Annotated in this window: 9 protein-coding genes; all 9 read left to right on the forward strand. The window is 53.3% G+C overall.

The window, feature by feature from the left end:
- The first annotated feature begins 11 nt into the window (after positions 1 to 11).
- The 9 genes from H8S80_RS30505 to H8S80_RS30545 all read left to right on the forward strand — a co-directional run bounded on the left by H8S80_RS30505 (position 12) and on the right by H8S80_RS30545 (position 7,560).
- Positions 12 to 680 carry a hypothetical protein gene (locus H8S80_RS30505; RefSeq protein ID WP_117622845.1) on the forward strand — a complete coding sequence of 223 codons (669 nt, stop codon included), beginning with the start codon at positions 12 to 14 and terminating at the stop codon, positions 678 to 680.
- A gap of 2 nt (positions 681 to 682) precedes the next feature.
- On the forward strand, positions 683 to 2,122 hold the full coding sequence (locus tag H8S80_RS30510) for an amidohydrolase (protein WP_117622846.1): 1,440 nt from the start codon (positions 683 to 685) through the stop codon (positions 2,120 to 2,122).
- 222 nt (positions 2,123 to 2,344) lie between these two features.
- Positions 2,345 to 4,486, forward strand: coding sequence for a Tex family protein (locus H8S80_RS30515; protein ID WP_117622847.1), 2,142 nt, complete (start codon positions 2,345 to 2,347; stop codon positions 4,484 to 4,486).
- A 9-nt stretch (positions 4,487 to 4,495) separates the two neighbouring features.
- Entirely contained in the window at positions 4,496 to 5,092 is a 597-nt protein-coding gene (locus tag H8S80_RS30520; protein ID WP_117622848.1) for a YcxB family protein, read from the forward strand.
- Positions 5,093 to 5,133: 41 nt separating this feature from the next.
- The gene (gene tsaE, locus H8S80_RS30525) at positions 5,134 to 5,562 is read left to right on the forward strand and encodes a tRNA (adenosine(37)-N6)-threonylcarbamoyltransferase complex ATPase subunit type 1 TsaE (protein WP_002601517.1); all 429 of its coding nucleotides are present in this window, start codon (positions 5,134 to 5,136) and stop codon (positions 5,560 to 5,562) included.
- A complete protein-coding gene (gene tsaB / locus H8S80_RS30530) occupies positions 5,559 to 6,272 on the forward strand; it encodes a tRNA (adenosine(37)-N6)-threonylcarbamoyltransferase complex dimerization subunit type 1 TsaB (protein ID WP_002601516.1) in 714 nt (237 codons plus the stop codon). Before tsaE ends, tsaB begins: the two co-directional genes overlap by 4 nt.
- Before the next feature lie 35 nt (positions 6,273 to 6,307).
- Positions 6,308 to 6,760 (forward strand): ribosomal protein S18-alanine N-acetyltransferase, encoded by a 453-nt coding sequence (gene rimI, locus H8S80_RS30535; RefSeq protein WP_117622849.1) that lies wholly within the window; start codon positions 6,308 to 6,310, stop codon positions 6,758 to 6,760.
- Between the two features lie 127 nt (positions 6,761 to 6,887).
- On the forward strand, positions 6,888 to 7,130 hold the full coding sequence (locus tag H8S80_RS30540) for a hypothetical protein (RefSeq protein WP_002601514.1): 243 nt from the start codon (positions 6,888 to 6,890) through the stop codon (positions 7,128 to 7,130).
- A 208-nt stretch (positions 7,131 to 7,338) separates the two neighbouring features.
- Positions 7,339 to 7,560 (forward strand): hypothetical protein, encoded by a 222-nt coding sequence (locus H8S80_RS30545; RefSeq protein ID WP_147338565.1) that lies wholly within the window; start codon positions 7,339 to 7,341, stop codon positions 7,558 to 7,560.
- Positions 7,561 to 7,777 lie beyond the last annotated feature (217 nt).

Below are 7,777 nucleotides of genomic sequence, written 5' to 3' on the forward strand. Positions count from 1 at the left end.
GAGGCTGCGGCATGAACCAGAACAATGATTATTACGCATCAATACACAGGCTGGGGCGCACGTCTACCCTGATTGCTATCTTTCTCATGTTTATGGTACCTCTGGTCACCACCATACTGTACGGTGTCAAAGTCGACTGGAAGGCGACTCTGGCGGCGGCCATGCAGCTGTGCATCGTCTTTATACCGGCTCAGTTTACGGAGGTTCTCTCGTACTCCCCCATCCTGGGGCCGGGTGGAACGTATCTGTCTTTTATAACGGGAAATGTCTCCAACATGAAACTGCCGGCGGCCACTTCCTGTCACCGGATGGCCAATGTGGATCCTGCCAGCGACGAGGGAGAAGTGATCTCCGTACTGGCGATCGGAATGTCCTCGATCACAACGGGAGTAATCCTCTTTCTCGGCATGTTTGCCTTAACGCCTGTGATCAAATACCTGCAGAATGATTTCCTGCAGCCGGGCTTCAACAATGTTATGCCGGCCCTCTTAGGCGCCATGCTGATGCCTTATCTTCTGAAAAAGGCAAAACTGGCAGTGCTTCCGTTTCTGCTGGCCCTGGTGGCCGGAATCCTCATTCCGACAGCCGCCTACAGCACTTATCAGGGCGTGCTTTTAATCGGTACCATGGTCATCTCAGTTTTCGCAGTCATTCAACTGAACAAAATAAGGAGGAATTAAGTATGCAGGAAAAAAACAGAATCGGGAAACTCATTGACGCCAAGAAGCAGCAGATTTACGACTGCAGCGACAGAATATGGGAGTTTGCAGAGACCAGATTCGATGTCGGTAAATCGGCCGATGTGCTGTGTGAGCTGCTGGAGCAGGAGGGATTTACCATTGAGCGGGGCGTCGCTCATATGGACCATGCCTTTGTGGCTTTCTACGGAAATGGAAGCCCTGTGATCGGAATCCTTGCGGAATACGACGCTCTCGGCAACTTAAGCCAGGTGGCGGGACTGCCGGAGAAGAAGTATCTGGTGGAAAAGGGGAACGGCCATGGCTGTGCCCATCACGCACTGGGAGCCGGAGCCGTCGCAGGGGCTATCGGAATCAAGGATTTCATGGAAGAGAGCGGGCTTTCCGGTACCATAAAGCTCTTTGGCTGCCCGGCGGAGGAAAGCGGGTACGGAAAGGCCTTTATGGCCAGGGACGGTGTGTTTAACGGTCTGGATGCCGCGCTCACCTGGCACCCGGGAGATGCCACCTGGGGATTTACAGGACAGTCCCTGGCGGTCTTCCAGCTGTATTTTAACTTCAAGGGCAGGGCGGCCCACGCCGCGGGCATGCCGGAGCACGGGAGGAGCGCGCTGGATGCGGCGGAACTCATGAATATCGGCGTCAACTTCCTTCGGGAGCATATGATCGATCAGGCCAGAATCCACTACGCATTCATGGATGCGGGCGGAGAATCGGCCAATGTGGTACAGCCTACCGCAAGCCTCTATTACTTCATCCGCGCGCCAAAGACCAGGCAGGTTCAGGAGATTTACGAGAGGGTGGTGAAGATCGCCCAGGGAGCCGCGCTTATGACGGAGACGGAGCTGGAGATGGTATGGGATTCGGCGGCGGCCAACTACATTCCCAATAACACTCTGACAAAGGCCATGTACGAGAATCTGAAGCCATTTATGCCTCTGGATCTGACGGAGGAAGAAACCGCCTATCAGAAAATGTTCTGTGACACGCTGGACGACAGCATGAAAAACGGCGTGAAGGAGAGAGCGAGAACTGTTTTCGGCAGTCTGGGAGAAGAAAAGGTGAGAGAGATCGCCGAGTCCCCGGTGCTGCGGGAGCTGATGCCCTATGTGGAGCCGGATGGAGGCGTACCCATGGGCGGTTCCACCGATGTGGGCGATGTGAGCTGGAATGTCCCCACGGCCCAGGTGATGATTGCGAGCCTGCCTCAGGGCGCGCCGGCGCACTCCTGGCAGTGGGTGGCTACCGGCAAATCCAGCGTCATGCATAAAGGTGTTCTTCTTGCCGGAAAAACCATTGCCATGACTGCCTACGACCTCTTAACCAGGCCGGAACTGCTTAAGGCGGCTAAGGAGGAACATGAGAAGAATCTGGAAGGAGAGACGTATCAGTCGGCAATTCCGGCAGATGTGCTTCCAAGATAACCAGCAGGAACAGACAACAAGAACGAATGAGACCAGAGAGACCGGGATCCTGAAAAAGGGGCCGGTCTCTCTGTCTGCGCCGTCTTAAAACTTCTGATTGCGGCCCGTTAAATCCTGTCTTGCATAACCGTACCTTATGAATTATAATAGTTTAATTGAAACAAGTATCAGATCATGTTTGAAAATTCGTTTCAGGCATGTTCTCGAAATAAGGGGAAAAACATGGACATTATCAGGGCACTACAGGAAGAACTGGGAATCGGCCGCGGCCAGGTGGAAGCGGCTGTCAAACTGATCGACGAGGGCAACACGATCCCGTTTATTGCCAGATACAGAAAAGAAGCGACCGGATCATTGAATGACGAGGTCTTGAGGAATCTGGATGAGAGACTGCGCTATCTGCGCAATCTGGAAGAGAAGAAGGAGCAGGTGATTTCTTCGATCCGCGATCAGGAGAAGCTGACTCCGGAACTGGAAAGGCAGATTCTGGCGGCGGCCACACTGGTGGCTGTGGAGGATTTATACCGTCCGTACCGCCCGAAGCGCAGGACGAGGGCGACCATAGCAAAGGAAAAAGGGCTGGAACCGCTGGCAGATTTAATCCTGCTTCAGCAGATAAAAGGCTCTGTTCTCGATGCAGCCAGGGATTATATCTCCGAGGAGAAAGGCGTCGCCACGGCGGAGGAAGCCGTGGAAGGGGCCAAGGATATTCTCGCGGAGCGGATCTCCGACAATGCGGAATACCGGACATATATCCGAAATACGACGATGAGCCAGGGCAGTCTCCAGTCTGTGGCAAAGGATGAGAAGGCGGAGTCGGTCTATGAGATGTACTATCAGTACGAGGAGACCATCAAGAAGACGGCGGGCCACCGGATTCTGGCCCTGAACCGTGGGGAAAAAGAGAAGTTTCTGACTGTAAAGGTACTGGCTCCTGTGGAACAGATCATCCGCTTTCTGGAAAAGAAAGTGATTGCAAAGGACAACCCCAATACCACGCCCGTTTTACGGGAAGTGGTGGCGGACAGCTATGACCGTCTGATCGCGCCTGCGATCGAGCGGGAGATCAGAAACGACTTGACGGAGAAGGCGGAGGACGGCGCTATCAAGGTGTTCGGAAAGAACCTGGAGCAGCTTCTGATGCAGCCTCCAATTGTGGGCCGCGTCGTCATGGGATGGGACCCGGCGTTCCGTACCGGATGCAAGCTGGCCGTGGTGGACGAGACCGGAAAGGTGCTGGATACTGTGGTCATCTATCCGACTGCGCCCCAGAACAAGGTTGAGGAAGCAAAGGTCATCTTAAAGAAGATGATTAAGAAATACAACGTTTCCCTGATTTCCGTGGGAAATGGAACGGCTTCCAGGGAGTCGGAACAGATTATCGTGGATCTGTTAAAAGAACTGCAGCAGCCGGTTCAGTATATTATCGTCAATGAGGCGGGCGCTTCCGTATACTCAGCCAGCAAGCTGGCCACAGAGGAGTTTCCGCAGTTTGACGTGGGACAGAGGAGTGCGGTCTCCATCGCGAGACGGCTTCAGGATCCGCTGTCGGAGCTGGTGAAGATCGATCCCAAGTCCATCGGGGTGGGCCAGTACCAGCATGATATGAATCAGAAGCATTTGAGCGAAGCGCTGACGGGAGTCGTTGAGACCGCCGTAAACCGGGTTGGTGTGGATTTAAACACCGCCTCGGCATCGCTGCTGGAATACATCTCCGGAATCACGAAGACGATTGCGAAGAATATCGTAATGTACCGGGAAGAAAACGGGGCCTTTACGTCCAGAAACCAGCTGTTAAAGGTGGCGAAGCTGGGACCGAAGGCGTACGAGCAGTGCGCGGGCTTCATGAGAATCCAGGGAGGCAGGAATCCTCTCGACGGTACCAGCGTGCATCCGGAGAGCTACGAGGCGGCCAGGAAGTTGCTGGACAGGCTGGGCTACGACGTGGCCGAGCTGGCTCACGGCGGGATCAAGGGAATCGGCAAGAAGGTCACAGGCTATAAAAAGCTGGCCGAGGAACTGGGAATCGGAGAGATTACCCTTCAGGATATCGTAAAAGAACTGGAAAAACCGGCCCGTGACCCGCGAGATGAGATGCCGAAGCCGATCCTGCGCACGGATGTGCTGGATATGAAGGATTTACAGCCGGGCATGGTGTTAAAGGGCACGGTGAGAAATGTCATCGATTTCGGCGCATTTGTGGATATCGGAGTTCATCAGGATGGACTGGTCCACATTTCGCAGATGTCGGAAAAATTTATCAAGCATCCGCTGGAGGCGGTCAGTGTCGGGGATATCGTGGAAGTCAAGGTGATCAGTGTGGACGTGGCAAAAAAACGTATCGCGCTGACGATGAAATTATAGGAGGTGCGTATGGAACAGGAACCAATGGAGCGGGAACCAATGGAGCGTGAGGCGATGGAACGGGAGCCGATGGAGCAGGAAACGATGGAACAGGAGCCAATGGTACAGACAGACCCGGTGGCATTTACTGTGAAGCTGACTGCTAAGGACTTATGGAAATTCTCCCTGTACCACTCCAACAAAGGAATGCTGGGCATATTCAATGTGATTTTCAGCCTGGCGGCCATCTTTCTGCTGGTTACCACCTGGGGGTCCAACACGGCGATGTACCGGGCGCTGCTTGTTATCTGCGCGCTGATGTTCACTGTATGGCAGCCGTTTCTCCTGTATCTGAAGGCGGCCAGGCAGTCTAAGAGTCCGGTTATCCAGAATCCGATGAACCTTTCCTTCAGCAGGGAAGGTGTCGTAGTGACTCAGGGAACGGAGCGTCTGGAGCTCGTCTGGGAGAACATCGGACGGGTGGAGCGGATCAGAGGCATGATGATTGTATACATGGACAAGGTACACGCGTATCTGCTCCCGGATTCCATTACCGGCGAGAAGAGAGAGGCGCTGTCGGAACTGTTCCGGGAGAGCCTGCCGGCGGAGCGGAGAAAGAAGATATAACAGGCAGCAGGGCCGGTAAAACGGTATGGAGGAAAGAATAAATGGTAACAGAGACATGGACACCGGAAGAGACGTATGCCCTTGGCAGACGGCTGGGGGAGGCGGCGAGGCCGTCTTCCGTATACTGTTTAAACGGAGATTTGGGAGTTGGAAAGACTGTATTTACGCAGGGATTTGCCGACGGTCTCGGTGTGGAAGGACCTGTGGACAGCCCGACCTTTACCATCGTCAAGCAGTATGACGACGGCAGGATGCCGTTTTACCATTTTGATGTTTACCGGATCGGGGATATCAGCGAGATGGACGAGATCGGCTATGAGGACTGTTTCTACGGAGACGGCGTCAGCCTGGTGGAATGGGGCGGTCTGATTGAGGAAATTCTGCCGGAGGATGTGATCACGGTGAAGATCGAAAAGGATTTGGAAAAAGGATTTGATTACAGAAGGATTACTGTGGAGGGACTGGAATGAGGATATTAGGGATAGAGAGCTCGTCGCTGGTGGCATCGGTGGCCGTAGTGACGGACGGCGTGGTGACAGCGGAATATACGGTGAATTTTAAGAAGACCCATTCCCAGACGCTGTTACCCATGTTGGATGAGATTGTCCGCATGGTGGAGCTGGATTTAGAAACCGTAGACGCGATTGCAGTGTCTGGCGGACCGGGATCGTTTACCGGTCTACGTATCGGTTCTGCCACAGGGAAGGGGCTTGGGCTGGCTCTTAAGAAGCCGCTTATTCATATCCCAACGGTAGACGGTATGGCGTACGGCATGTACGGCTATGGCGGTCTGGTCTGCCCGATCATGGACGCCAGAAGAAACCAGGTCTACACCGGTATCTATGACAACCGGGAGGGATTTACGGCTGTCAGGGAGCAGTGCGCCATGGACATCGATGAACTGGTGGATGAATTAAACAACATGGAAACCCGGGTGGTGTTCCTGGGAGACGGAGTTCCCGTTTACAGTGAGCGGATCGCGGAACGCATGACCGTCCCGTTTTCATTTGCCCCGGCGCATATCAACAGGCAGAGGGCCGCGGCTGTGGCGGCTCTGGGCTGTATCTATTACGAAGAAGGGCGAATCGAGACGGCCGAAGAACACGCGCCGGATTATTTGAGAAAGCCCCAGGCGGAGCGGGAACGGGAAGCTGGCACTGCACCCCATAATTTTCTGTAACACCCCCTGGAGCGCAGATGAAGGAGAGCGGCTGTATGCTTAGAGAAATGATTCCGGAGACGGATATGGACTGTGTCGCTGAGATGGAGACGCAGTGTTTCAGCGATCCGTGGATGCCGGAGATGATACTGGATTCCCAACGCACGGGACTGGATACATGGCTGATTCTGGAAGAGGAGGGAGAGGCTTCCGGATACTGTGTGTTCCGCACCATTGCAGGCGAGGCGGAACTTCTCCGGATCGGCGTGCGTCCGCCTTTAAGGGGTCTCGGGTATGGGAAGAAACTGATGGATGGCGTGGTCGAAAATTCCAGAAAAAATGGGGTGACAGCCATCGCTCTGGAGGTGAGAGAAGGCAACACACCGGCCAGAAGCCTATATAAATCCTATGGTTTTAAAGAGGAGTGCATCCGCAGTGATTACTACAGGGACCCAAAGGAAGATGCCGTGATCATGTGGAACCGTGAGATTTCAAACATTTACCACTAAAATTTCACCATGGCACCGTTTATAATGTAGGGGTATCCGGTAAGGATGCTCCTTTTCGCATCTGCAAAATCAGACAGCGGCGAACTGGAGAAATCCGGAAAGTGCGAAAAAGAAAGGTGAGAGTAGGATGAGAAAGTACACAAGCGGCGGCCAGCTGGAGGCAGTTGTATGCAACTGCTGCGGCAAGAAATTGATTGTAGTGGATGGAATCGTGAGGGAAGGTGTTTTAAGCATCAATCATGCGTGGGATTTTTTTTCGGAAAAGGATGGGGAGATTCACCATTTTGATTTATGTGAACCGTGTTATGACGCAGTAATCAGTGAGTTTAAGCTTCCGGTGGACGTGGAGGAGCAGAAGGAATTTCTGTGAATAGGTAAGAACGGTAACGCTCCATGGCTTCCGTGCAGTCCGGAGCGGGGGACAGACAGGAAAAAAGAAATCATCTGCGCTCCTGTTCATACCCCTCTCCGGACTGCACGGAAGCCATGGGGCTGTATACCGGAGGCGTTGGAAGACAGGATAAACGAAGTTTTCCCGGCGCGGTCCGGTATCTGGGCCATGAGATTAGAGGGGGAAGATGATGGATATTAAAATTAAAAAAGGAACCATGCAGCATCGGAAAGACTGCGAAGAAGCACTCTTGAACTCGGAATTGGGGAAACGGTATTTTGCCAGCGAGAGGAGCGGTGAGAGCGCCGTATTAGAGGGGTTAGAGCAGGGGAATCTGTATATCGCTCTGATCAAGGACCGGTGTGCAGGTTTTTTTTTATTTCACAGGAAAGTTCGTCCTGTGAAATAAAAACCCTCCGGGAGGATGCGCACTCCGCGCTTAGGAAGTATGGCCGCTGAAGCGACCGCGCTCCGGCGCGAGAGTCCGGCTCGCCGGACTCTTTCTTGCTTTCTAGGAAACTTCGCAAATCGGCCAAGATAGTGTATAATGGACTTGAAATAAAAAATCACATAACAAAAGAGCGAATGTAGTGATTCGCCACGACGTTGATTATGTAGTTTTTTGT

Source organism: Hungatella sp. L36 (assembly GCF_014288035.1).